The organism is Pseudonocardia yunnanensis, from assembly GCF_039534065.1.
Classification (GTDB): domain Bacteria; phylum Actinomycetota; class Actinomycetes; order Mycobacteriales; family Pseudonocardiaceae; genus Pseudonocardia; species Pseudonocardia yunnanensis.
The window spans coordinates 91,504-114,630 of sequence record NZ_BAAAUS010000006.1 but is presented as its reverse complement, the minus strand read 5'-3'; the positions used below and the strand labels follow the sequence as shown (position 1 = coordinate 114,630).

At 72.4% G+C, this 23,127-nt stretch carries 18 protein-coding genes; 10 read left to right on the top strand and 8 right to left on the bottom strand.

What is annotated here, in order from left to right; genetic code table 11:
- Positions 1-105: 105 nt before the first annotated feature.
- Both ABD743_RS06785 and ABD743_RS06780 read right to left on the bottom strand, forming a co-directional pair.
- Complete coding sequence (locus ABD743_RS06785) at positions 106-2,070, bottom strand: acyl-CoA dehydrogenase family protein (protein ID WP_344719921.1); 1,965 nt, start codon at positions 2,068-2,070, stop codon at positions 106-108.
- A complete protein-coding gene (locus ABD743_RS06780; RefSeq protein ID WP_344719919.1) occupies positions 2,067-2,723 on the bottom strand; it encodes a TetR/AcrR family transcriptional regulator in 657 nt (218 codons plus the stop codon). The genes ABD743_RS06785 and ABD743_RS06780 overlap by 4 nt, the downstream gene beginning before the upstream one ends.
- A gap of 80 nt (positions 2,724-2,803) precedes the next feature.
- Between ABD743_RS06780 and ABD743_RS06775 the strand changes: the two genes are divergently transcribed.
- The 5 genes from ABD743_RS06775 to ABD743_RS06755 all read left to right on the top strand — a co-directional run bounded on the left by ABD743_RS06775 (position 2,804) and on the right by ABD743_RS06755 (position 8,887).
- On the top strand, positions 2,804-4,114 hold the full coding sequence (locus tag ABD743_RS06775; protein WP_344719917.1) for an acetyl-CoA C-acetyltransferase: 1,311 nt from the start codon (positions 2,804-2,806) through the stop codon (positions 4,112-4,114).
- A gap of 1 nt (position 4,115) precedes the next feature.
- Positions 4,116-5,456: a 3-oxoacyl-ACP reductase gene (locus tag ABD743_RS06770; protein WP_344719915.1), complete on the top strand. Its 1,341-nt coding sequence runs from the start codon at positions 4,116-4,118 to the stop codon at positions 5,454-5,456.
- On the top strand, positions 5,456-6,322 hold the full coding sequence (locus ABD743_RS06765) for a MaoC family dehydratase (RefSeq protein WP_344719913.1): 867 nt from the start codon (positions 5,456-5,458) through the stop codon (positions 6,320-6,322). The genes ABD743_RS06770 and ABD743_RS06765 overlap by 1 nt, the downstream gene beginning before the upstream one ends.
- 64 nt (positions 6,323-6,386) lie before the next feature.
- A complete protein-coding gene (locus ABD743_RS06760; protein ID WP_344719911.1) occupies positions 6,387-7,931 on the top strand; it encodes an adenylate/guanylate cyclase domain-containing protein in 1,545 nt (514 codons plus the stop codon).
- Between the two features lie 47 nt (positions 7,932-7,978).
- The gene (locus tag ABD743_RS06755) at positions 7,979-8,887 is read left to right on the top strand and encodes a DMT family transporter (protein WP_344719909.1); all 909 of its coding nucleotides are present in this window, start codon (positions 7,979-7,981) and stop codon (positions 8,885-8,887) included.
- A 4-nt stretch (positions 8,888-8,891) separates the two neighbouring features.
- Here the strand turns inward: ABD743_RS06755 and ABD743_RS06750 are convergent, their stop codons facing one another.
- The 3 genes from ABD743_RS06750 to ABD743_RS06740 are packed head-to-tail and all read right to left on the bottom strand — an operon-like array spanning position 8,892 to position 11,154.
- Positions 8,892-9,785: a 5-oxoprolinase subunit C family protein gene (locus tag ABD743_RS06750; RefSeq protein WP_344719907.1), complete on the bottom strand. Its 894-nt coding sequence runs from the start codon at positions 9,783-9,785 to the stop codon at positions 8,892-8,894.
- Positions 9,782-10,387 carry a 5-oxoprolinase subunit B family protein gene (locus ABD743_RS06745; protein ID WP_344719905.1) on the bottom strand — a complete coding sequence of 202 codons (606 nt, stop codon included), beginning with the start codon at positions 10,385-10,387 and terminating at the stop codon, positions 9,782-9,784. The genes ABD743_RS06750 and ABD743_RS06745 overlap by 4 nt, the downstream gene beginning before the upstream one ends.
- Entirely contained in the window at positions 10,384-11,154 is a 771-nt protein-coding gene (locus tag ABD743_RS06740; protein ID WP_241036845.1) for a LamB/YcsF family protein, read from the bottom strand. Before ABD743_RS06740 ends, ABD743_RS06745 begins: the two co-directional genes overlap by 4 nt.
- A 150-nt stretch (positions 11,155-11,304) precedes the next feature.
- Between ABD743_RS06740 and ABD743_RS06735 the strand changes: the two genes are divergently transcribed.
- On the top strand, positions 11,305-12,162 hold the full coding sequence (locus ABD743_RS06735) for an SDR family NAD(P)-dependent oxidoreductase (RefSeq protein ID WP_344719902.1): 858 nt from the start codon (positions 11,305-11,307) through the stop codon (positions 12,160-12,162).
- Positions 12,163-12,264: 102 nt separating this feature from the next.
- Here the strand turns inward: ABD743_RS06735 and ppc are convergent, their stop codons facing one another.
- The gene (gene ppc, locus ABD743_RS06730) at positions 12,265-15,105 is read right to left on the bottom strand and encodes a phosphoenolpyruvate carboxylase (RefSeq protein ID WP_344719900.1); all 2,841 of its coding nucleotides are present in this window, start codon (positions 15,103-15,105) and stop codon (positions 12,265-12,267) included.
- A 115-nt stretch (positions 15,106-15,220) separates the two neighbouring features.
- Positions 15,221-15,814, bottom strand: a complete 594-nt coding sequence (locus ABD743_RS06725) for an SACE_7040 family transcriptional regulator (protein WP_344719898.1) — start codon at positions 15,812-15,814, stop codon at positions 15,221-15,223.
- Positions 15,815-15,903: 89 nt separating this feature from the next.
- Between ABD743_RS06725 and ABD743_RS06720 the strand changes: the two genes are divergently transcribed.
- On the top strand, positions 15,904-17,568 hold the full coding sequence (locus ABD743_RS06720; RefSeq protein ID WP_344719896.1) for a sensor histidine kinase: 1,665 nt from the start codon (positions 15,904-15,906) through the stop codon (positions 17,566-17,568).
- Here ABD743_RS06720 and ABD743_RS06715 read toward each other — a convergent pair.
- A complete protein-coding gene (locus ABD743_RS06715; RefSeq protein ID WP_344719894.1) occupies positions 17,544-18,218 on the bottom strand; it encodes a response regulator transcription factor in 675 nt (224 codons plus the stop codon). The genes ABD743_RS06720 and ABD743_RS06715 overlap by 25 nt on opposite strands.
- A gap of 127 nt (positions 18,219-18,345) precedes the next feature.
- Between ABD743_RS06715 and ABD743_RS06710 the strand changes: the two genes are divergently transcribed.
- From ABD743_RS06710 to ABD743_RS06700, 3 genes are read left to right on the top strand one after another with little or no spacing between them, the layout of a single operon-like run.
- Entirely contained in the window at positions 18,346-19,935 is a 1,590-nt protein-coding gene (locus ABD743_RS06710) for a carboxyl transferase domain-containing protein (RefSeq protein ID WP_344720733.1), read from the top strand.
- A gap of 27 nt (positions 19,936-19,962) precedes the next feature.
- Entirely contained in the window at positions 19,963-21,966 is a 2,004-nt protein-coding gene (locus ABD743_RS06705; RefSeq protein WP_344719892.1) for an acetyl/propionyl/methylcrotonyl-CoA carboxylase subunit alpha, read from the top strand.
- 1 nt (position 21,967) lies between these two features.
- A complete protein-coding gene (locus ABD743_RS06700; RefSeq protein ID WP_344719891.1) occupies positions 21,968-23,119 on the top strand; it encodes an acyl-CoA dehydrogenase family protein in 1,152 nt (383 codons plus the stop codon).
- Positions 23,120-23,127 lie beyond the last annotated feature (8 nt).

Genomic DNA, 23,127 nt, shown 5'->3' with positions numbered 1-23,127 from the left:
ATGTCCACCTCAGCGGTCAGTTCCTGTCCTGATTTTCACGCGGCTCCGCTGCATGAGCGGCGCGTTCGTCCCGGCCTATCGGACCGCCGTGCCGGTCGTTCGGGGTCAGCCCACCGCCGCCAGGTCCGTTGGCTCCTCGTGGGACGGGGTCGGGTCCGTGGCCGGGGCCTCCGGATTCCGCTCGCCGTCGAGCAGCGGGCAGTCGATCCAGGCTTCCGGGATACCGAAGGCGGTTACCAGCGTCCTGGCGTGTGGACGGAGCGTCCCGCACAGCGCGTTGACGGCCTGGGTGGCCGCCTTGGCGCGGCCCGGGGTGAGGTATCCGTGCTCGACGAAGAACGCGCGGTCGGCCTCGATCACCGAGAGGGCGTGCAGCCCACGCACCTGGTCGAGCAGGCCGCGTACGGCTGGGCTGTCCACCCGGTCGACGGCGGCGGCGAAGGCGTCGAACACGATCCGGTCGACGTGCGCCCGCGCGGCCACGAGCAGGTGATCCTGGGCGCCGTTGAAGACGGCGAACTGGTCGGCCCCAGGCGACAGTGCCCGGCGCATCCGCCGAGCGGCTGCGGCGAGCAGGTGCTCCTCGCGCTCGACGAGCAGCCACCGCTGGTAGGAGCGGTCGCGCACGTCGCCCCGTCGCAGGACGGCGCGCAGGCCGGTGCGCTCGGCCACGGAACCGGCCACGAGGTCGGCCGCGAACCGCGCCTTGCCCGCCAGGTCGAGCTTCCCGATGCGCCGGGCGTAGTCCGAGAGCAGCGTCTTCGCCACCAACTGCAGCAGGACGGTGTTGTCGCCCTCGAACGTGGTGAACACGTCGGTGTCGGCCTTGAGTTGCGGGAGCAGGTTCTCCGCCAGATAGCCGGCGCCGCCGCAGGCCTCGCGGCAGGTCTGGATCGTGGCGGTGGCGTGCCAGGTGGCTACTGCCTTAATACCTGCGGCCCTGGTCTCCAGGTCGCGCTGCAGCTCCTCCGCGTCGGTGCCGGAGGCCTGCTCCTCGCCGAACGACTGCAAGTCGTGCATGTCCGACACCAGGTCGCCCTGCGCGAAGTGCAGCGCGTAGGTGGTGGCGAGCGCGGGGAGCAGTTTGCGCTGGTGGACGAGGTAGTCGAGCACGACCACCTCCTCGCCCGTGGACGGGTCGGCGAACTGCCGCCGGGTCGCGCCGTAGCGGATGGCCAGCGCGAGCGCCTTCTGGGTGGCCGTGCCCGCCCCGCCCGCAACGCTGATCCGGCCCCGGACGAGCGTGCCGAGCATCGTGAAGAAGCGGCGTGAGGAGCTCTCGATGGGGCTGGAGTAGGTGCCGTCCTCGGCCACGTCGGCGAAATGGTTGAGCAGGTTCTCCCGCGGCACCCGCACGTGGTCGAACGACAGCCTCCCGTTGTCGACGCCGTTGAGGCCCGCCTTGCGTCCGCAGTCGCCGATCGTCACGCCCGGCATCGGCGTGCCGTCCTCGGCGCGAATGGGCACCAGGAGCGCGTGGACGCCGTGGCTGGTGCCGCCGGTGATCAGCTGGGCGAACACCACGGCCATCCGCCCGTCCCGCGCGGCGTTGCCGATGTAGTCCTTGCGCGCCCCGGCGTCGGGCGTGTGGATCTCGAACTCCTGCGCAGCCGGGTCGTACGTGGCGGTGGTGCGCAGGTGCTGGACGTCGGAGCCGTGGCCGGTCTCCGTCATCGCGAAGCAGCCGAGCAGCTCACCGTCCATGATCGCCCGCAAGTGCTTGTCGTGGTGACGAGAAGTGCCGAGCACCTGGACGGCCCCACCGAAGAGGCCCCACTGCACACCGGCCTTGACCAGCAGGGAGAGGTCGCCGTATCCGAGCGCCGCGAACGCCGTGACGACGCCTCCGACGTCGCCGCCCCCGCCGTACGCCGGGTCGAAGCCCAGGTGAGGGCGACGGCTCTCGGCCAGCAGTCGCAGGTTCGCCGTGGTGAGCTCCCGGTACTCCTCGGTGCTCAGCCCGGGATCCGGGTTGAGTGCGAGCGTGCCGAGTTGCGCGCGGACGTCGGCGCGGACGTCGGCCCATCTACCGTCGAGGACGCGCTGGAGTTCGCGGGCGTCGACCGTCATGCAAGTTCCTCTTCCTTCTGGGCGGCGGCCTGGGGAGCCACCACGCCGGAGAGCCCGGACCAGGCCAGGGCGGTGAGCTGAGCGGCGAGCTCGTCGCGAGTGGTGCCCGCGGGCCGCGCCAGCCAGTTGTCGGCAGCCGCCCGCACGAGGCCGACGACCCCGTGACCCCATGCCGCCGCCGCGCCGGTGGCCGAGCCGGCGCGGCGAAGGTGCGCGGCGATGACCGCGGTGGCCTCGTTGCCGATCAGTGAGACGAGATCGGCAACGGGATCGGCGTCGAGCGCGCGGTCGACGAGCGGGCGGTGCACGACGAACCGGTAGACCTCGGGGTCGTTCTCGATCAGCCGCAGGTACGCGGCGATGGCGGCGGCGGTCTTGGCGTGGGGCCCGTCCGCGCCGTTCATGGCGGCACGCACCTGCGCGACCAGCACCTCGGCCACGCGGGCGCAGACGGCGACGTAGAGCTGGGTGCGGTCGGTGAAGTGCCGGTAGACGACGGTCTTGCTCGTGCCCGCCGTGGCAGCCACCTCGTCCATTCCCACGCCGGCCCCGTGCGTGCGGATCGCGGTGATCGCGGCGTCCGTCAGCTCGGCACGGCGAGCGAGCCGATGGGCGTCCCACCGGCTGGTGCGCTTGTCCCGCAGTGCCTTCACGGGACCGACAGTACCGTGTACTTTGAGTATCGGCTACCGATGGGTAACACCGTCCAGAAGCCTCAACCCGGGAGGAACCCGTGCCGGAGAGCCGGAAGGCCGCCGTGATCGGTGGCAACCGCATTCCCTTCGCCCGCGCGAACGGCGCGTACGCCCGCGCGTCCAACCTCGACATGCTCACGGCCACGCTCGACGGCCTCATCGCCCGGTTCGGCCTGGCCGGGGAACGGCTCGGTGAGGTGGCGGGTGGCGCGGTGCTCAAGCACAGCCGCGACCGTGACCTCACCCGCGAGGCCGTGCTCGGCAGCGCGCTCTCGCCGTACACGCCGGCATACGACGTGCAGCAGGCCTGTGGCACGGGCCTGGAGACCGCGATCCTCGTCGCCAACAAGATCGCCCTCGGCCAGATCCAGAGCGGTATCGCGGCGGGGGTCGACACCGCGAGCGACGCGCCGGTCGCACTGAACGACGACCTGCGCCGCGTGCTGATGGAGCTCAACGGAGCCCGCTCGCTCGGCGCTCGGCTCAAGGCGCTGCGCGGGCTGCGGCCAGGCCAGATCGTGCCGGAGATCCCCCGCAACGCCGAGCCGCGCACGGGCCTGTCAATGGGCGAGCACGCCGCGCTCACCGCACTCGAATGGCACGTGGGGCGGGAGGAGCAGGACGAGCTGACCGTCGCGAGCCATCGCAACCTCGCCGCCGCCTACGACCGGGGCTTCTTCGCAGACCTGGTGACGCCCTACCTGGGGCTGACGCGCGACCAGAACATGCGCCCCGACACCTCCGTGGAGAAGCTCGCGAAGCTGAAGCCCGTGTTCGGCAAGGGCGAGGGCGCCACCATGACGGCGGGCAACTCCACGCCGCTCACGGACGGCGCGGCAGCGGTGTTGCTGGGGTCGGACGAGTGGGCAGCCGAGCACCGGCTGCCGGTGCTCGCGCACGTCGTCGACGCGGAGACGGCTGCGGTCGACTTCGTGCTCGGCTCGCCGGGCCGGCCGGCGGACGGGCTGCTCACCGCACCGCTCTACGCCGTGCCACGGCTACTCGAACGCAACGGGCTCACGCTGCAGGACTTCGACTTCTACGAGATCCACGAGGCGTTCGCGTCCACGGTGCTCGCCACGTTGAAGGGGTGGGAGGACCCGGCCTTCGCGAAGGAGCGGCTCGGGCTGGACGCCCCGCTCGGCCCGATCGAGCGGTCGAAGCTGAACGTCGTGGGCTCCTCGCTCGCCACCGGCCACCCCTTCGCCGCGACGGGCGGGCGCATCGTCGCGACCCTCGCGAAGCTGCTCCACGAGAAGAGCAGCGAAACCGGGACGCGCATGCGCGGGCTGATCAGTATCTGTGCAGCGGGCGGCCAGGGTGTCGTCGCGATCCTCGAGGCGGGCTGACATGTCGAATGACACTCTTCGCGATCTCTCCCAGAACTCCCTGGTCAGGCGGCTCGGCGTGCCCCGGATCCCGGTGCTGCGTCGCTACTCACCGGGGCAGCCGCTGCTCGACGGGCCCGCGCTCGTCGGGGCGGTCGGCGCCGGCCGGTACGCCGAGCAGATCCGCGCGCTGCTGAAGGATGCCGAGGTGGCCGACGCCGGCGAGGGCAAGGTCGTTGCCGCCGTCCTCGACGCCACCGGCGTGCGCACGCTCGACGACCTCGCCGCCGTGCGCGAGTTCCTCACCCCCGCCGTCCGGCGGCTGGGGCCGTTGGGGCGGTTGTTGCTGCTCGGTCCGGAGCCCGACCCGGCCGACGTCGAGGCGGCCGCCGCGTCCCAGGCGCTCGACGGGCTGGTGCGCTCGGTGGCCAAGGAGGTGCGTGCCGGCGCGACGGCCAACCTGCTCGTCGTGCACCCCGACGCGCCCCCCGCGGCTGCCGACTCCGCGGTGCGGTTCTTCCTCTCGGCCCGCTCGGCGTACGTCGACGGGCAGGTCGTGCGGATCGGGGTTCCCGTCGGCCCGGCGCAGGACCCGATCGGGATGGACGCGCCCGACGAGGTCGAGCGGCCGCTGGCCGGACGGGTCGCCGTGGTCACCGGCGCGGCCCGCGGGATCGGTGCGGCCATCGCCGACACGCTCGCTCGCGACGGCGCCACCGTCGTCGCCGTCGACGTCCCGGTGGCGGGCGAGGGGCTCGCCCGGGTGGCGAACCGCATCGGCGGCACTGCGCTGCAGCTCGACATCACGTCGTCCGATGCCTCCGAGCGGCTCCTCGCACACGTCCGGGAGCGGCACGGGCGCGCCGACATCGTGGTGCACAACGCAGGCATCACGCGCGACAAGCTGCTCGCCAACATGGACGCCGACCGCTGGGACGCCGTGCTGGCCGTCAACCTGCGGGCGCAGCTCGCGATCAACGAGGCACTGCTCGCCGGTGACCTGCTCAGCGAGACCGTGCGGATCGTCTGCATCGCCTCCACCAGCGGCATCGCCGGCAACCGCGGACAGACCAACTACGCGGCGAGCAAGGCGGGCGTGATCGGGATGGTGCGAGCGCTCGCTCCCCGTCTCGGGGAGCGGGGCGTGACGATCAACGCCGTCGCGCCGGGCTTCATCGAGACCGAGATGACCGGGAAGATGCCGCTCGGGACCAGGGAGGCCGGGCGGCGGATCAACAGCCTTCGCCAAGGCGGCCTGCCGGTGGACGTCGCCGAGACCGTCGGCTGGCTCGCGCAGGCCGGGAGCGGTGGGATCACCGGCCAGGTCGTGCGGGTGTGCGGGCAGAGCATCCTGGGGGCCTGATGGGCACGGGTGGTGCGGGGCTCGCCCCGCTCTACGTGAAGGCCGCGGTCGGGGCGATCGGGCCGCGCGCGACGACGCTCCCGGAGGGCGAGCGTTCGCGGGAGGGCGTGTCGGTGGATCGCGGGCATCTGGCGGACTACGCGCGCGTCTGCGGCTTCCCGGTCGAGGACGCGCTCCCGCCGACGTACCCGCACGTCCTGGCCTTTCCGCTCCAGGTCGAGCTGATGGCCGGCCGCCACTTCCCGCTGCCCCTGCCTGGGCTGGTGCACATCCGCAACACGATCAGCGTGGACCGTGAGATCGACGCGGCCGAACCACTCGACCTGCGCGTGCACGCCGAGCGGTTCGTCGCGCACCCGAAGGGCGCGCAGGTCGACCTGGTCACGCGGGTCGACGCGGGCGGCGAGCCGGTCTGGCGCGGACGCAGCACCTACCTCGCGCGGGGCGCTACGGCGCCCGCAGGGGATGAGTCGCCGGAGTTGGTGCCGCCGGACGCGCCCGACGGCCCTGCGGTCGCGACGTGGCGGGTGGGCGCCGACATCGGGCGCCGCTACGCCGGTGTCAGCGGTGACGTGAACCCGATCCATCTGCACCCGCTCACGGCGCGTGCGTTCGGTTTCCCCCGGGCGATCGCTCACGGCATGTGGACAGCTGCCCGGGCGCTCTCCGCGTTGCAGGGGCGGCTACCAGCGGCGATCACGTACGACGTCGCATTCGGCAAGCCCCTGTTGCTGCCCAGCACAGTCGAACTGCATGCCGCCGCGACGGACGAAGGCTGGAATGTGGCCGTCCGCAAGAGGGACCGCACACACCTCACAGCCACCGTCCGACCAGCCACCGCCCGCGACGTGGACACATCTCGCTGAGCAACCCCGCTACAGAACAGCGACACGTGTCCATGTCGCGGGTGCGGCCCTACGCTGCCCGATCATGGTCCGGTTCGTGATCGACCTGTCGACACGGATCTCGCTCGCTGTGGTCGTGCTGATCGCCAACCTCGCCGGCGCCGCCGTGGTGCTCGTGCTCGCGGCGTGGGTTCTGCCCGAAGGGCCGCTGGCCGATCCGGCCACGGTGCGGCTGATCAACCTCCTGACGTTCTGTGGGTACCTGGTGCTCGCTGTGCCGGTCGGGTTGTTCTGGGGTGCCCTGCGGTTCCGGATGCCACCCGGGGACGCCGACACGGAGCAGCACCTGGTGCTCCACGGTCCGCTGCGGCTGGTCACCGTGCAGGCCGTGCTGTGGGGTGTGGCCGCCGCCCTGTTCATCGTCCTGAACGCCGGCTGGTCCCTGCGGCTCGCGGCGTCGGTCGGGGAGACGATCGTGCTCGGCGGGATCACCACGTGCGCGCTGTCGTACCTGCTCAGCGAGCGCATCCTGCGGCCCACGGCAGCGCGCGTGCTGGCGGCGCACCCGCCGCGGCGGCGGGTACTGCCCGGGGTGGTCGTGCGGGCGCTGCTCTTCTGGGCGCTCGGCACGGCGGTGCCGGTGGTCGGGCTGCTGCTGTCGGCGGTGTCCGCCCTGGCCTACGGGGACGTGTCGCCGGGTCGGCTCGCTGTGATCGTGCTGGCCGTCGGCGGCACGGCGTTGGTCGCCGGTCTGCTGGTGACCGTGGGGGCGGCCAGGGCGGTGGCCGACCCGGTGAACGCGGTGCGCCGCGCGATGCGCCGGGTGCAGGGCGGTGACCTCGAGGCGAACGTCACCGTCTACGACGGCACCGAGCTCGGGCAGTTGCAATCCGGCTTCAACACGATGGTCGTGGGCCTGCAGGAGCGCGAGCGCATCCGTGACCTGTTCGGCCGGCACGTCGGGCGGGACGTGGCTCGTGCCGCCGCCGCCACGGGAGAGGTCCGGCTCGGAGGCGAGGTGCGTCGGGTGGCAGCGCTCTTCGTCGACCTCGTCGGCTCCACGACGCTCGCCGCGCAGCGCCCGCCCGGCGAGGTGGTCGGACTGCTCAACCGCTTGTTCGCCGTGGTCGTCGAGGTGGTCGAGGAGCACGGCGGCTGGGTCAACAAGTTCGAGGGGGATGCCGCCCTCGCCGTGTTCGGAGCGCCCGTCGGCGTCCCGGATCCGGCGGGCTCCGCGCTGGCCGCCGGCCGGGCACTGGCCGCGCGGCTGGCCGCCGAGCTGCCGGATGTCACAGCGGGGATCGGGATCTCCGCGGGCGACGCCGTCGCGGGGAACGTGGGTGACGTGCGCCGCTACGAGTACACCGTGATCGGCGACCCGGTGAACGAGGCCGCGCGGCTCACCGAGCTGGCCAAGACAGCGCCCGGCCGGGTGCTCGCCGCAGGGTCCGCGGTCGATCTTGCGGGCGCGTCCGAGGCGGCTCGATGGATGGTCGGCGACGCGGTCGTGCTGCGTGGCCGGGGCGTGGCGACCAGGCTCGCGAGCCCGCACGACGACCCGCAGCCGGGGGAACCGGCCGTCGAAACGGAGGGGCGCCGGGGAACCCGTCAGGATCTTGGTGCTGGATGACCGAAAACCGCGTGGATGGGGTAGCTGTCCGGAGCTAGCGTCGGCGAGTGACCCAGCAGGCGCCCACGCGCGTCGTCCCTCCTGTCCCCGCCTCCCGCTACCGATGGGGCGCCCTGGCCGCCGTCGTGGTCACGGTGTGCGCGTGGGCGTCGGCGTTCGTCGCCATCCGCGCCGTCGGGCAGTCCTACGGCGCCGGTTCGCTGGCATTGGGCCGCCTTCTCGTGGGCTGTCTCGCCCTCGGCGCCGGACTGCTGGTCAGCAGGCGTTGGGTCACCCCGACCGCGCGGGAGTGGGGGCTGATCGCCCTGTGCGGGGTTGCGTGGTTCGGTGTCTACAACGTGGCGCTGAACGCCGCGGAGCAGCAGGTCGACGCCGGGACAGCGGCGATGGTGGTGAACGTCGGCCCGATCCTGATCGCGCTGTTCGCAGGGTTGCTGCTCGGCGAGGGCTTCCCGCGGTGGCTCGTGGTGGGGGCGCTGATCGCGTTCGGTGGAGCCGTGCTCGTCGGAGCGTCCACAGCGCAGCTGGACCGGTCCGACCTCCTCGGTGTGGTGCTCTGCCTCGTCGCGGCCGTCACCTACGCGATCGGTGTGCTCTCCCAGAAGTCGGTGCTGCGCAGGCTGCCCGCCCTGCAGGTCACGTGGCTGGCGTGCACGATCGGCGCCGTCGCGTGCCTGCCTTTCACTCCCGCGCTGGTCGCCGACGTGACCGCTGCCCCCGCCGGGGCGACGGCAGGCCTGGTGTACCTCGGGCTCGTGCCCACCGCGCTGGCCTTCAGCACCTGGGGCTACGCACTGGCGCGCATGGACGCCGGGCGGTTGGGCGTGACGACCTACGTCGTCCCGCCGATCACGATCGTGATGTCGGCCGTTCTGCTCGGCGAGCTCCCAGCGGCGCTGGCGCTCGTCGGGGGCGCGATCTGCCTGATCGGTGTCTCCCTGTCCCGACGCCGGTAGCGGGTCAGGGCTCGTCCTTCCACGGCGGCGCGACCAGGACGAAGCGGACGCACTGACCAGGCCGTACCTGGGCCGCCCTGTCGACGTCGGCGTCGAGCACCACGGCGGCCACGGGGTATCCGCCCGTCACCGGATGGTCGGCGAGGAACAGCACCGGCTCCCCGCCGGGCGGCACCTGAACGGCGCCCCGCACCATGCCCTCGGTGGGCAGCTCGCCGGAACCGGCGCGCTCGAGCCGCCCGCCCTCCAGACGCATCCCGACCCGGTCGCTGCGGCTCGACGCCGTCCAGGTGGTGTCGGTGAGAGCGGCCGGATCGGCGAGGCGGTCCGCGCGTGGGCCGGGGACGGCCCGCAGCATGACGGGGCCGCCTGTGGGCACCGCCACCGGCGCAACGTCCACCAGCGGCAGCTCGGACGGCTCCGGGCCGAGGGGGAGCATCAGGCCGGGTTCGAGCTTCGGCGGACCGAGCCCGGCGAGCACGTCCGTGCTGCGCGACCCGAGCACGGGATCGACGGCGATGCCGCCACGCACTGCGAGGTAGGTGCGCAGACCGGTCGGGGGTGTCCCGAGTCGCAGTACCTGACCCGGTCGCAGCATCAGAAGCGCGTGGTGACCGGCGGGGCAGCCGTCGATGTCCGCCGGGGCCGGGGCACCGGTCAGCGCGACGGTGAGCGGCACGGGGTTCTGTTCTGCCGCGCGCACGACCAGGCCGCCGAACACCACCTCGATGCCTGCGGCGTCCTCCGAGTTGGCCACGAGCCGGTTGGCCAGGCGGAGCGCGGCGCGGTCGGCGGCCCCCGAGCGCCCCACGCCGGACGCGGCGAGCCCCGGCCGTCCGAGGTCCTCGACGAGTGCCAGTGCGCCGGTGGCCAGCACTTCCAGGGCTCGCTTGCTCACCGGGCCTCCACGAACCGGACGGTGCCCCCGGGTTCGAGCAGGGCACCACGCTCGAGATCCCACAGCAGCGCGTCGGTACGACCGATCAACTGCCAGCCGCCGGGCGACGCGCGAGGGTAGATGCCGCTGAACTCGCCCGCCAGCCCGACCGACCCGGGCGGCACGGAGGTCCGTGGCTCGGCCCGGCGCTCGACGTCCAGGCGCGGATCGCCGCCTGCGAGGTAGGCGAAGCCGGGCGCGAACCCGCCGAAGGCGACCCGCCACGGCGTGCCCGTGTGCGCTTCGACCACACCCGCCGCGCCGAGTCCGGTGAGGCGCCCCACCTCGTCGAGGTCGGGACCGTCGTAGACGACCGCGATCTCGATGTCCTTCCCGTCCGGCGGCGGCGCGCCCGGTTCCACGGGCAGCGTGAGCACCGCCCGGCGTGCCGCGACCAGGTCGGTGCGGGGGACGAAGGTGAGCAGCACCGTCCGCGCTGCCGGGATGACGTCGAGCACGCCGTCGGGTGGGTCCGCGCGCACCGCGTCGGCCAGAGCGAGCACCTCGGGTAGTCCGTCGACCTCGATGAGCAGCCCGGCGTCCCCGCAAGGGAGCACCTTCACCCTGCGCGCTCCCCGGCGAACGGCGTCACCTCGACGCCCGCGCCGTCCAGGCCCGCTCGGACCGCCGTGGCCATGGCCACTGCCCCGGGGGAGTCGCCGTGCACGCACGCCGACTCCGCATCCACCCGCACCTCGCTGCCGTCCACAGCCGTCACGATGCCGGACTCGATCATCCGCAGCAGCCGCGCGGTGACCTCCTGCGGGTCGTGCAGCAGCGCGCCCGGCTGCGATCGGGGCACGAGCGTGGCCTCCGGGGTGTATCCGCGGTCGACGAAGAACTCCCGCACGGTTCGCAGTCCGGCGGCCTCGGCCGCGCGCAGCAGCGCCGAGCCGGGCAGTCCGAGCACGGGCAGCGACGCGTCGTACGCGCGGACCGCCGCCACCACCGCCTCGGCCTGCGCCTCGTGGTGCACCACCGCGTTGTAGAGGGCGCCGTGCGGTTTGACGTAGCGCACCGCGGTGCCGCTCACGCGGCACATCCCGTCGAGTGCGCCGATCTGGTACACGATGTCGTCGGCAAGTTGGCCCGGCTCCACGTCGATGAACCGGCGGCCGAACCCCGCCAGGTCGCGATAGCCGACCTGCGCGCCGACCACCACCCCGGACGTGGCGGCCTTGGCACAGGTGCGGCGCAGCGTCGAGGGGTCGCCGGCGTGGAAGCCGCAGGCCACATTGGCCGAGGTGACGAGGTCGAGCATCGCGTCGTCGTCGCCGAGCACCCACCGGCCGAACGACTCGCCGAGATCAGAGTTGAGGTCCACGCTCACAGGGTTGTCCAATCCGCTTCGCGGGGAACCGGGACGCGCCGGATCACGGCCGCTCAGGGTTTCCGGAGCGTATGGACCGCCGGGCGACGCGGCAAGGACGTGCCCGGCGGCTCACCCGTCGTCGCGCCTCCGGCAGGCAGGATCGGGGTCATGACGGATGATTCTCCTGCTGCACTGGTGACCGGTGGCGGCAGCGGTATCGGACGGGCCACGGCGCGACGGCTGGTGACGGACGGCTGGCGTGTCGTGGTCGCGGACCTCAACTCCGGCAACGGCGAGGCGACGGCCGCCGAGCTCGGTACAGCCGCCCGGTTCGTGCGTACCGACGTGGCGCAGGAGCCCGACGTCCGCGCCGCCGTCGACGCGTGCGTGGACCGATTCGGCCGGATCGACTGCGTGGTGAACAACGCCGGTGTCGGGGGCGCCTTCGGCCGGATCACCGAGATCGAGGTCGAGGACTGGGACTACACGTTCGCCGTGCTGGTGCGTGGGGTGTTCCTCGGGATCAAGCACGGGGCCGCCGCCATGCAGGCAGCCGGGCGGGGCGGGTCGATCGTCAACGTCGCCTCGATCGCCGGGTTCTCGGCGGGGGCCGGCCCGCAGGCTTACTCGGCTGCGAAGGCCGCCGTGATCAACCTCGGCAAGATGGCCGCCACCGAGCTCGGGCCCGATCGGATCCGCGTGAACACGGTGTGCCCCGGCCTGATCGAGACGCCGCTGGTCGGCGCAGGGCAGGCGGGCGCAGCCGATCGGATGGCCGCGGCGATCGAGAAGGCACAGCCGTGGCCGGAGATGGGACGCCCCGAGGACGTCGCGGAGGTTGTCGCCTTCCTGGCCGGACCCGGCGTGCCGTTCCTCACCGGCGAGCACATCACCGTGGACGGAGGCGTGACCGCCGCCGGGCCGTGGCTGCATGAGGCGTACGGCGGGGATCCGGGTGCGCGTGGCTACGTGGGCGTCAACCGCGGCACGACGGGCGAGGGTTCCACGGTGCGCCGTCAGCCCTGATCCGCGCGAGCCCGGCGCCCGCGATCGGACGGTCGGCGCGGTCGTGCGGACCTGTCGGACGAACGCGCCGCTCGTTCAGCTCGTTCGTGAGTCCCGGCGGCGTCAGCCGGTGTTGCGCAGGCCTGCGGCGATGCCGTTGATGGTCAGCAGCAGCGCACGGTGCAGGTCGGGGTCCGGCTCGTCGGTGGCACGGCGCCGGCTGAGCAGCTCGACCTGCAGGTGGTGCAGGGGTTCGAGGTATGCGGCGCGCACCGCGAGGGTGTTGCGCAGCACCGGATGGCGGGCCAGGAGGGTGGAGCTCCCGGTGAGCCGCAGCACCTCGCCCAGGGTGCGCTCGTGCTCGGCGACGATGTCGTCGAAGATCGGGTGCAGGTCGGGTTCCACCAGTTCGGAGACGTAGAACCCGGCGATCCGCAGGTCGGTCTTCGTCAGCGTCATCTCGACGTTGCCGAGCAGGTTGGTGAAGAACGCCCACTCCCGCATCTCGTCGAGCACCTCGCCGTAGCCCGCCGTGCGTGCCGCACGCAGCCCCGTGCCGAGCCCGTACCAGCCGGGCACCACCATGCGGGTCTGCGTCCAGCCGAACACCCACGGGATGGCGCGCAGGTCGTCGAGGGTCGGGGCACCGCGGCCCGGCCGCCGGGACGGACGCGAGCCGACGTTGAGCCGCCCCAGCTCGTCCACGGGGGTGGCCGAGGAGAAGAACTCCGGGAGGCCGGGCCGCCCGACGAGCCCGCGGTAGGCATCCCGCGCGGCGTCGCTGACGACGTCCATCACCTCGTCCCAGCGGTCCAGCTTGGCGCCGCCCCAGCGCGCCGACTGGTGCAGGAGCGTGGCCTCCAGCACCGCGGCCAGCATGGTCTCAAGGTTGTCGTGGGCCAGTGCGGGCAGCGAGTACTTGTCGGAGATCACCTCTCCCTGCTCGGTGACCTTCATCGTGGCGTCGACCGACCCGAACGGCGCCGACGCGACGGCCTCGGCGGCCGGCCCGCCGCCGCGCCCTACCGAGCCGCCACGGCCGTGGAACAGCCGCAGCCCGACCCCGTGCTTGGCGCCGATGTCGCGCAGCTGGCGCTGCGCCCGGTGGATCTCCCACTGCGAGGTGGTGATGCCGGCGCCCTTGTTCGAGTCCGAGTACCCCAGCATCACCTCCTGGAGGTCGCCGCGGTTGCGTACGTGCTGCCGGTAGCCCGGCACGGACAGCAGGCGATCGAGCAGCTCGCCCGCCTGTGAGAGCTCCTCGACGGTCTCGAACAGCGGCACGAGGTCGATCGACGAGCGCGGATTCCGGTGCAGCTCCACCATGAACGCCTCGCGTGCGAGGACGGCGACGGCCAGCACGTCGTCGACGCCCTGGCACATGGAGACGATGTAGGTGCGCGCAGCCTCCTGGCCGTACTCGTGCTGGACGTCGTGGAGCATGTCGAAGGTCGCCAGCACGTCCACGGCATCAGCGGGGAGGCCGTAGTGGCGTCGCACCAGCGGGCGTCCGCCCTCCAGCTCGTGGGCGAGGAGCTGTGTGCGCTCCTCGCGGGACAGGTCCGCGTAGGGCTTCGGCAGCTCGCCCAGCGCGTCGTAGACGGCGCCGAGGGCCTCGTGGTGGCGGGCGCTGTGCTCCCGGACGTCGAGCTCGGCGAGATGCAGGCCGAGTGCCCTCGCGGTGCGCAGGGCGCGGGCGAGCGTGCCGTCGGCGATGCGTCCGCCGAGGTGAGCGCGCAGGGAGCGGTCGATCACCGCGAGGTCATCGACGTACGCCTGCGAGCCCAGGTAATCGCGCCCCGCCTGGTGTTCACCGTGCTGCTTGATGCGCGCGTGGGTGTTCGCGAGCCGGGCCCGGACGTAGGAGAGCTTGAGCCGGTACGGCTCGTGCGCGTTGAGCCGGATGAACCGGTCGTGGATCCGTGGAAGCGCCCGGCGGTCGCGGGCCAGCGAGCTGCGCAGCTCCTCGGACACGCCGATCACGCGGGTGGAGATGCTCAGCTCGCTGACCAGGTCCTCGACCAGTCCCTCGTGGATGCGGATGGCCCGATCCGAGTACAGCTCCAGCACCTCGCGTGTCACGGCCGGGGTGACGTTGGGGTTGCCGTCGCGGTCGCCACCGACCCAGCAGCCCAGCGCGAGCGGACGCGCCCCCTCGGGCACGGTGAAACCGGCCGCGCGCACCTCGCGCTCGAACTCGCCGAGCAGCTCGGGCACGGCGGTGCGGCCGAGCTGCTCCATGTACCAGCCGATCGCCCGGGCCTCGTCGGCGACGGTCGGCTTGTCAGGGCGTAGCTCGTCGGTCTGCCAGAGCAGGTCGACGAGGGCGGCGAGCTCCTCGTCCGGCGCGCCCCGGTCCAGGGCGGTGGCCACGCGCCGCACGATCGCGAGCACCGACTGGCGGGAGGACTCGGTGGGGTGCGCTGTGAACACCGGCCGCAGCTCGGTGCGGGCCAGCACGGCCTGCACCTCAGCGTGGTCGGGTCCGCCCTCGTCGGTGGAGCGGGCGAGCCGCTCCATGAGCCTGCGCAGCGGGCCGCGACCGTCGGGAGCGGAGCCGGCGAGCTCCCTGGCCCGGTGGCGCTGCTCCGCGATGTTGGCGAGCTGGAAGTACTGCGAGAAGGCCCTCGCCAGCGACACCGCGGTGCCCGTGTCCAGCCCGGACAGCAGTGTGGTGACCTCGGCGTCCCCGTCCCCGCCTGCTGTGATCGCCGACCGCGAGAGCCGTCGGACCTGCTCGACGAGCTCCAGCAGCTCGGGCCCACCGTGGTGCGCGAGGGTCTGGCCGAGCATCGTCGAGAGCCGTCTGATGTCGGCGCGCAGGGCCTCGTGCCCGGACGCCGAGGTCACACCGGCATGGGCCGCGACGTCGCGGGGAGCACCGTCGGGCCGCGCGGTGGCGGCGTCGGAAGGCGACAGATCCGGTGGCCCGGTGTCGAACGTCGAGCGCGCAAGATCGCTCACTGGCGTCTCCGATTCGGCCGTCGGGGCCGTTCGCGCCGGTGGGAACGACAGGACGAGCGGACATCGTCCCCTCTCCACGGTCCTGCGCGCCAGCCCCCGGACCGTCCGGAGTGGATCAGTCGGGCAGGTCCAGCAGCGCCACGAGCGCCATTCGCGTCAGCACCGCCGCCACAGCAGGCGCGGGCTCCACATCGAGCCCCGGCGCGCTGTGCGGGGTGGAGTTCAGCAAGCCGAACGCGCCGTGCGCGGCGATCCTGGCCGACTCGACGGGGAGGCCGGGGTGCACGCGCCGCAGCGCGTCCACCCAGATCTCCACGTAGGTGCGCTGAAGCAGGCGCACCCTCCTGCGCGCTTCGACCGGCAGGTTCGCCAGGTCGCGGTCCTGCACCACGATCAGCTCCGGCTCGCGCAGGGCGAAATCGGCCTGGAACTCGACGAGCGCCCGGAGCACCGCCCGCGGGTCGTCCGACGACCTGGCGCGGGCCTGCCCGCCGGCGAGCAGGTGCTCGCTGATGCCGATGAGCATCTCGGCGAGCAGCGCCTCCTTGCCGGGGAAGTGCCGGTACAGCGCGGGCCCGCTGACCCCGACCGCCGCTCCCAGGTCGGCGATGCTCACGCCGTGGAAGCCGTGCTTGGCGAACAGCTGCGCCGCGACCGTGAGGATCTGTTGGCGCCTGCCACCTGCCGGCACCACCGGGGACGCTGCCACCCCGGCAGCGTAGCCCTCGAGTTAACGTCTGCTAACCCGCTTGTGGTCGCCCTCAGCAGCGTCACAGCGCCGCTCGTTACCCTCGTAGGATGGCCCGGCTACCGAAGGCGATTCGCGCGCGCCTCGGCGTCCGCACCGCGTCGGCGCTGTCTGCTGCCGCTGTGGTCGCCATTGCTTTGATCGTCGCGGGCGCGGCGCTCGTCTTCCTGGTCGGCCAGTCGCTGCGCGCCACGGTGAAGAACTCCGCCGAGGACCGGACGAAGCAGATCGTCGAGCGGGTCGAGGGCAACTACGAGGGCTCGGCCAACGAGAACGCCCGAGAGGCGATCGACGTCCTCGCCACCCCGGACGACCTGGTCCAGGTGCTCGTCAGGTACGAGTCGGACGACGACGAGGACCACGTCACGGTGATCGAGGCCGGCAGCGACGCCGCCGGCCGGGCCACGGCGCTGTCCACGATCGCACCCCAGGACGGGAAGTCCGTCGTGGTGCCCAACACCGAGGTCAGGCGCGCCAACGGAGCCCCGGCCAAGGTCGTTCTGGTGGCGGCCGGGGCGGTGTCCGCAGGCGACCACGTCGTCGTACTGGTGGCGATGCCGCTGAAGCCCGTCGACGACGCCACCAGCACGTTGCTGTTCTACCTGATGTTCGGCGTGCCCATCCTCATCGTGATCACCGGGCTCACCACGTACTTCTTCGCGGGGCGGGCGCTGCGGCCGGTGGAGGCGATCCGGTCGCGCGTGGCCGCGATGAGCGAGAAGGACCTGTCCCAGCGCGTCCCCGTGCCCCCGGCTCGCGACGAAGTGGGCCGCCTGGCCGAGACGATGAACGCGATGATCGAGCGGCTGCAGGACGCTCAGGGCGTACAGCGCCGGTTCGTCGCCGACGCCAGCCACGAGCTGCGCAGCCCGCTCGCCACGATCGCCACCGGTCTCGAGCTCATGCAGCGCGGCTCGAACGAGCCCGGCACCGTCACGGCGCTGCGGGGTGAGACCGAGCGGCTCAACCGGCTGGTCGACGCGCTGCTGCTGCTCGCCAGGGCCGACGAGCGCGGGCTGCAGCCGCGCCGCGAGGAGGTCGACCTCGACGAGGTCGCCGAGACCGAGCGCGGCCGTCCTTCCGAGAGCCGGGTGGTGGCCGAGGTGCACACCGAGCCGGTGCGCGTGATCGGAGACCGCGGCCAACTGGCGAGGGTCGTGCGCAACCTCGTCGACAACGCGCGGCGGCATGCCCGCTCCCGGGTGGTCGTCAGGGTCATGCGGGACGGCGACACGGCAGTGGTGGAGGTATCGGACGACGGACCTGGTGTGCCCATCGAGGACCGGGCCAGGGTGTTCGACCGTTTCGTACGCCTCGACGCGGCCCGGGCCCGGGCGGACGGAGGTTCCGGGCTGGGCCTGGCGATCGTCGCCGAGGTCGTGGCTGCCCACGGCGGCACCGTGGCGGTGGACGACGCGACGATCGGCGGGGCGCGGTTCCGGGTGCGCCTGCCCGCGCAACCGCCCGTGCCCGTCGGTGACCGCACCCCGGCTGCCCCGTGGCAGCCGGTCGCTTCTGTGCCGGCGGCGCCCACCACAGCGGTTGCGCACATGCAGCAGCCGGTGCGCGACGAGGACGCGAAGCGGGATCCGGAGACGAGGCCGTGGGGTCTGCCTGCGGTCCCGACCAGCCCTCCCGTCGGTCTTCCGTCGCCGCGGCGCCGGTCGCCTCAGCCGGGTATGCCGGGCGGTCAGCCCGGTTCGGTCATCCGGTAGCCCACTCCGCGAACGGTATCGATGCTGCGCGTGCCGAACGGCGTGTCGATCTTGCGGCGGAGGTAGCCGACGTACACCTCGACGACGTTGACCTCGCCCTCGTAGTGGGCGTCCCAGACGGCGCGCAGGATGTCGGTCTTCGTGACGACCTCGCCGGCGTGGCGCATCAGGTGTTCCAGCACGCCGAACTCCCGTGGAGTCAGCGTGATCTCGGTGTCTCCGCGGTGCACCCGGTGGCGGGCCGGGTCGAGCCGCAACGTGCCGACGTTCAGCACGGCGGGCCTGGCATCCCCGGAGCGCCGCAGGAGGGCGCGCAGCCGGGCGAGGAGCACGACGAACGAGAACGGCTTGATGAGGTAGTCGTCGGCGCCGAGGTCGAAGGCGTCGGCCTCGTCGTACTCGCCGTCCTTGGCGGTCAGCATGAGCACGGGGGTCCAGATCGACGCTGCGCGCATCCGTTCCAGCACGCGGTAGCCGGATAGGCCGGGCAGCATGATGTCGAGCACGACGACGTCGTGCTGGTGGGTGCTCGCCGCCGCCAAGCCGGATAGGCCGTCGTGCACGACGTGCACGGAGTGGCCCTCGTTGGTCAATCCACGCCGCACCATCTCGGCCAGCGGTACCTCGTCCTCCACCAGCAGTACCCGCACGATCAAACCGTATAGGGCCCGTGCGGCGTGTCGCTCCTCCCACCCGCCGTGGCGGTACTGGCATCACCCGGTTAATGAGCGTTAACATCGGCGACAGTCGACCGAGGGAGTCAGCATGCCCGTCGTCATGTCCGCTCCGGTGCTGCGCAGCGCGGTCGACCCAGCGGGGCAGGACTCCGCACGTCACGCCGCCGCGCACCGGGAATTGGTCGCCGATCTGCGACAGAGAATCGCCGCGGCCCGGCTGGGCGGCCCCGAACGTTCCCGCATCCGCCACGTCGAGCGCGGCAAGATGCTGCCGCGCGACCGCGTCGACTCGCTGGTCGACCCGTCGAGCCCGTTCCTCGAGCTGTCGCCCCTCGCCGCCGGTGGGATGTACGGCGACGAGGCCCCCGGCGCCGGCCTGATCACCGGCGTCGGCCGGGTGGCCGGGCGCGAGTGCGTGATCGTGGCCAACGACGCCACCGTCAAGGGCGGCACCTACTACCCGATGACGGTCAAGAAGCACCTACGCGCCCAGGAGGTGGCGCTGCACAACCGGTTGCCGTGCATCTACCTCGTCGACTCCGGGGGCGCCTATCTCCCCGAACAGGACAGCGTCTTCCCCGACCGGGAGCACTTCGGTCGCATCTTCTACAACCAGGCCACGATGTCCGGGCTCGGCATCCCGCAGATCGCGGCGGTGCTCGGCTCCTGCACGGCGGGCGGTGCGTACGTCCCCGCGATGAGCGACGAGGCCGTGATCGTGCGCAACCAGGGCACGATCTTCCTGGGCGGCCCACCGCTGGTGAAGGCGGCCACCGGCGAGGTGGTCACGGCCGAGGAGCTGGGCGGGGGCGACCTGCATTCGCGGATCTCCGGGGTCACCGACCACCTAGCGAACGACGACGCGCACGCCCTGCGGATCGTCCGCTCGATCGTCACGACGCTCGGGCAGCGCCCCGAGCGGCCCTGGGACGTCGTGCCCACCGAAGAGCCTGCCGTCGACCCCGCCTCGCTCTACGACGTGGTGCCCACCGACTCGCGCACGCCTTACGACGTGCGCGAGGTGATTGCGCGGATCGTCGACGGTTCCCGCTTCCACGAGTTCAAGGCCGAGTACGGCACCACCCTGGTCACCGGCTTCGCGCGGTTGCACGGGCACCCCGTCGGGATCGTCGCGAACAACGGGATCCTCTTCTCCGAGTCGGCGCTCAAAGGCGCGCACTTCATCGAGCTGTGCGACCAGCGCGGTGTACCGCTGGTGTTCCTCCAGAACATCTCGGGCTTCATGGTCGGCCGCGAGTACGAGGCCGGCGGAATCGCGAAGAACGGGGCGAAGATGGTGACGGCCGTTGCCTCCACACGGGTCCCCAAATTCACCGTGATCATCGGTGGCTCCTTCGGGGCGGGGAACTACTCGATGTGCGGGCGCGCCTATTCACCGAGGTTCCTCTTCATGTGGCCCAATGCGCGCATCTCGGTGATGGGCGGCGAGCAGGCGGCAACGGTGCTCTCCGCCGTGCGTGGCGACGGGAACGGCGAGTCCGAGGAGGCCTTCAAGGAGCGCATTCGCGCCCAGTACGAGCACCAGGGCCACCCGTACTACTCCACGGCGCGGATCTGGGACGACGGCGTGATCGACCCACTCGACACGAGAACGGTCCTGGGTCTGGCGCTGAGCGTCGCGGCCAATGCCCCTCTGGAGACGCCGCATTTCGGCGTCTTCCGGATGTGACTCCCCCGACCAGCAGGAAGGCTTCGCGTGTTTGACACCGTGCTCGTCGCGAACCGGGGCGAGATCGCCGTGCGCGTGCTGCGCACGCTGCGGCGGCTCGGCGTGCGTTCCGTCGGCGTGTACTCCGATGCCGACGCCGACGCTCCCCATGTCGCGCTGGCCGACGTCGCCGTCCGGATCGGGCCGGCGCCTGCCGCGCAGAGCTACCTGTCGATCCCGGCGGTGATCGAGGCTGCGCGGTCGACGGGTGCGCAGGCGATCCACCCCGGCTACGGGTTCCTGAGCGAGAACACCGCCTTCGCCGCGGCCTGCGGCGAGGCCGGCATCACGTTCGTCGGGCCGCCGGCGGCCGCGATCGAGGCGATGGGCGACAAGATCCGCGCCAAGCAGACCGTCGCCAAGGCGGGCGTGCCCGTCGTCCCGGGCTCGGACGGCGCCGGCCTCTCGGACGACGACCTGACGGCGGCCGTCGAGCAGATCGGGTATCCGGTGCTGCTCAAACCCAGCGCGGGCGGTGGCGGCAAGGGCATGCGCGAGGTGCACCACCCCGAGCAGCTCGCCGACGCCATCACGTCGGCCCGGCGCGAGGCCCGCGGATCCTTCGGCGACGACACCCTGCTCGTCGAGCGGCTCGTGAGCACTCCCCGGCACATCGAGATCCAGGTCATGGCCGACACGCACGGCAACGTCATCCATCTCGGTGAGCGCGAGTGCAGCCTGCAGCGGCGCCACCAGAAGATCGTCGAGGAGGCGCCGTCGGCGCTGCTCGATGAGACGCAGCGAGCCGCGATGGGCGCCGCGGCGGTAGAGGCGGCCCGCGCGGTGGGCTACACGGGCGCCGGCACGGTGGAGTTCATCGTGGAGGGCGACCGGGCCGGCGAGCTCGCCTTCTACTTCATGGAGATGAACACCCGGCTCCAGGTGGAGCACCCGGTCACCGAGATGGTCACGGGGCTCGACCTCGTCGAGCTTCAGCTGCGGGTGGCCGCAGGTGAGCCGCTGCCGATCGGGCAGGAGGACGTGCGCCTCACCGGGCACGCCGTGGAGGCGCGGGTCTACGCCGAGGACCCGGCCTCGGGCTTCCTGCCGACGGGCGGCCGGATCCTCGCTCTGCACGAACCGGAGGGGCCGGGGGTGCGGGTCGACTCGGGTGTGGCGCAGGGGTTCGTCGTCGGTTCGGACTACGACCCGATGCTCGCCAAGGTCATCGCCCACGGCAGCGACCGTGCCGAGGCCCTGCGTCGCCTGGACGCCGCGCTCCGCGACACCGTGCTGCTCGGCCTCGACACCAACGTCGGCTTTCTGCGCGCCCTCCTGGCCGACGACGACGTCCGCGCGGCAAGGCTGGACACCGGCCTCGTCGGCCGCCGCGGCTCCGCGTGGACCACGTCGCAGCTGCCTGCCGACGTGCTGGCCGCCACCGCGGCCCACGCGATGCTCGCGCTCGAACCCACCGGGCCGGTGGTGGACCCGTTCGATGTACCCGGCGGCTGGCGCGTCGGCGAGCCCGCCTGGACCACGTGGCAGATGCTGGTGTCCGGGCACGAGCCCGTCGTCGTGCGGGTGCGCGGGCGCGCAGCGGCGGCCGAGTGCGTCGTCGGCGACGACCCTCCGGTCGGTCTGCGGGCCCACCGCCGCGCCCCGGGGTCCCAGGACCTCGAGGTGACGCTGGACGGCGTCATCCGTCGCTACCACTGCGCCCATGCCGACCACACGTTGTGGATCGGTCGTGACGGGCTCGCCTGGGGCGTCCGTGAGCAGGCCCCCCTGGAAGCGGCGGCCACGGCCGACGAGGGCGCGGGCGGCCCTGTGCTCTCCCCGATGCCCGGCACCGTCACCGTCGTCGAGGTCACCGAGGGCCAGCAGGTACGCGCAGGCCAGCGGCTCGTGGTGGTGGAGGCCATGAAGATGGAGCACGTCCTCACCGCGCCCATCGACGGGGTGGTCCGCGAGCTGCGGGCCCGCGCCGGCACCACCGTGGCGCGCGACGCCGCGCTCCTGATCGTCGAACCCGGCACCGAGGAGGAATGACATGGACCTCACGTTGAGCGGCGAGCACGAGACGCTGCGGGCCACCGTCGAGGACTTCGCGCGCAAGGAGGTGGCGCCGGTCATCGGGGAGCTCTACGAGCGTGGTGAGTTCCCGTACGAGATCGTGGCGAAGATGGGCGCGATGGGCCTGTTCGGCCTGCCCTTCGACGAGGAGTACGGCGGCATGGGCGGGGACTACTTCGCCCTGTGCCTGGCGCTGGAGGAGCTCGCCCGCGTCGACTCGTCGGTGGCGATCACCCTGGAGGCCGGGGTATCGCTGGGGGCGATGCCGATCTACCGGTTCGGCTCCGAGGAGCAGAAGCGGGAGTGGCTGCCCGCGCTCGTCGCCGGGGAGCGGCTCGGCGCGTTCGGGCTGACCGAGCCGGGCGGCGGCTCGGACGCAGGCGCCACCCGCACCACCGCCCGGCTCGACGGTGACGAGTGGGTGATCAACGGCTCGAAGGCCTTCATCACCAACTCCGGCACCGACATCACCTCGGTCGTCACGGTCACCGCGATCACGGGTGGCACGGACGCTGCCGGGCGCCGGGAGATCTCGGCGATCATGGTTCCGGCCGGCACGCCGGGCTTCCGGGTGTCGCAGAAGTACTCGAAGGTGGGCTGGTCGGCCTCCGACACCCGCGAGCTCTTCTTCGACGACTGCCGGGTGCCCGCCGGCAACCTCCTCGGGCAGCGGGGCCGCGGCTATGCCCAGTTCCTCTCGATCCTCGACGAGGGCCGCATCGCGATCGCGGCGTTGTCGGTCGGGCTCGCGCAGGGCTGTGTGGACGAATCGGTGCGCTACGCACACGAGCGTGAGGCGTTCGGCAGGCCGATCGGCAGCTACCAGGCCATCCAGTTCAAGATCGCCGATATGGAGGCGCGGGCGCACACGGCCAGGCTCGCGTACTACGCCGCCGCGGCGAAGATGCTGGCAGGTCAGCCGTTCAAGAAGGAGGCGGCGATCGCGAAGCTGGTGGCCTCGAACGCGGCGATGGACAACGCCCGCGACGCCACGCAGGTCTTCGGGGGCTACGGGTTCATGAACGAGTATCCGGTGGGCCGCTTCTACCGTGATGCGAAGATCTTGGAGATCGGCGAAGGCACCTCCGAGGTTCAACGGATGTTGATCGCCCGACAGCTCGGTCTGTAGCACCCCGC

Coding starts and splice junctions, on each gene's coding strand:
- ABD743_RS06785 (WP_344719921.1), bottom strand. CDS start 2,070: ATGACGGTCGACGCCCGCGAACTCCAGCGCGTCCTCGACGGTAGATGG.
- ABD743_RS06770 (WP_344719915.1), top strand. CDS start 4,116: ATGTCGAATGACACTCTTCGCGATCTCTCCCAGAACTCCCTGGTCAGG.
- ABD743_RS06765 (WP_344719913.1), top strand. CDS start 5,456: ATGGGCACGGGTGGTGCGGGGCTCGCCCCGCTCTACGTGAAGGCCGCG.
- ABD743_RS06760 (WP_344719911.1), top strand. CDS start 6,387: ATGGTCCGGTTCGTGATCGACCTGTCGACACGGATCTCGCTCGCTGTG.
- ABD743_RS06735 (WP_344719902.1), top strand. CDS start 11,305: ATGACGGATGATTCTCCTGCTGCACTGGTGACCGGTGGCGGCAGCGGT.
- ABD743_RS06720 (WP_344719896.1), top strand. CDS start 15,904: ATGGCCCGGCTACCGAAGGCGATTCGCGCGCGCCTCGGCGTCCGCACC.
- ABD743_RS06710 (WP_344720733.1), top strand. CDS start 18,346: ATGTCCGCTCCGGTGCTGCGCAGCGCGGTCGACCCAGCGGGGCAGGAC.
- ABD743_RS06700 (WP_344719891.1), top strand. CDS start 21,968: ATGGACCTCACGTTGAGCGGCGAGCACGAGACGCTGCGGGCCACCGTC.